The 1,534-nt window shown below is 40.6% G+C and carries 1 protein-coding gene; it reads left to right on the plus strand.

Features of this window, described 5'->3' with window-relative positions:
- Positions 1 to 94: 94 nt before the first annotated feature.
- Complete coding sequence (locus AAEY93_RS20205) at positions 95 to 1,507, plus strand: IS4 family transposase (RefSeq protein ID WP_124013708.1); 1,413 nt, start codon at positions 95 to 97, stop codon at positions 1,505 to 1,507.
- Positions 1,508 to 1,534 lie beyond the last annotated feature (27 nt).

A 1,534-nucleotide genomic window follows, 5' to 3' on the forward strand; every position in this document is an offset into this window, starting at 1 on the left:
ATCCTGACACCTGACTCTTATACACAAATAAATTAGGCTTCAATTGAACTTTATTTATATCAGTCGATCAGATCAGTTATAACGAAAACACCGATTGAATTTAATTATGATGCTGATAAAAGACACTGAAGAATGGGCTAGTCATTTGTTTAAACATGCTGAATTAGGTGATGTACGGCGCACTAAACGCCTGATAAAAATAAGTCATCAAATGGCGAGTAACATAGGAAGTTCTATTGTGAACGCGTCTGGCTCACAGGCCTCTATTGAAGGCGCATATCGCTTTCTTCGTAATGATAAAGTTGACGCTGATAACATCGCTACCGCCGGTTTGAAATCGCTGTTACCTGCACTAACACTGTCAAATACAATCCTTGCGCTAGAAGATACATCAACATTGTGTTACCGACACAATGTGACTAAAGAGCTCGGACATACTGGCGCATATAAACAAAGCTCTTCTAAAGGGATGTTAGCGCACACTGTCCTTATGGTCGATGCAGAAACAGAGCATACTATTGGCTTGGGTGCGCAGCATCGTTGGTGCAGAAAAGATGAAAACTTTGGTACTGCTAACGACAGAAAACGCCGCAAGTACGAAACGAAAGAAAGTTATAAATGGCAACGCTCGTCGGAAGAAATGAGTACCCGATTTGCAGATGTGATGGATAATATCATAAGCGTTTGTGATCGAGAATCTGATATGTTTGAGTATATTGATTATAAAACAACAAATAATCAACGGTTTGTAGTGAGAGCCAAGCATGAGCGGGTTGTGAATACAGACGGCGATAAACTAAGTCCCTACATTGAAAATCAATCTAGTGAAGCTTCATATTCGGTTAAGATAAAGCAAAAAGGAGGCCGAAAAGCACGCATTGCAAAAGTAGCCGTACGTTATGCTTACATTACTATTTATCCGCCTAAAAAACACAAGAAACTTGGTGGTATGAATTTAACAGTGATAAGTTGCAACGAGATTGAACCACCAAGTGGAGCAAGTCCATTGTCGTGGAAATTGTATACAGGCGAACCAATAAATAGTGCTTCTGATGCACTAAGGATAGTTAGATTTTATGAACTAAGATGGCGAGTTGAAGAGTTCCATAAAGCGTGGAAGTCAGCGGGCACTCAAGTTGAGTCGTTTCGCATGCAAACGCGAAATAACCTAGAAAAGATCATTGTAATAACAGCATTTATTGCAGTGAGACTTCTCCAGTTACGCGAGCTTGTTGTCGATAAAGATAATGCAAAATCAATTGGTTGCGACAAATTTTTCAATCTTCTTGAATGGAAGTTGTTGTGGTCAAAGACTGAAACCAAAAAAGCACCTAACACAACACCTTCATTACATTGGGCTTATTATGCACTTGCCAAATTAGGCGGATGGCACGACAGTAAGCAAACTGGTGTTGTTGGTTGGGAAGCTCTATGGAAAGGTTGGTTTTCACTGAGCCAACTGCTAGAAGGTGCTCGATTTATGCAAGCGCAACAACAGGAGATGTGATCAAGAGACAGATCCTGACACAGGGGG

The sequence above is a fragment of the Shewanella sp. CAL98-MNA-CIBAN-0140 genome (genome assembly GCF_040309905.1).
Lineage (GTDB): Bacteria > Pseudomonadota > Gammaproteobacteria > Enterobacterales > Shewanellaceae > Shewanella > Shewanella psychromarinicola.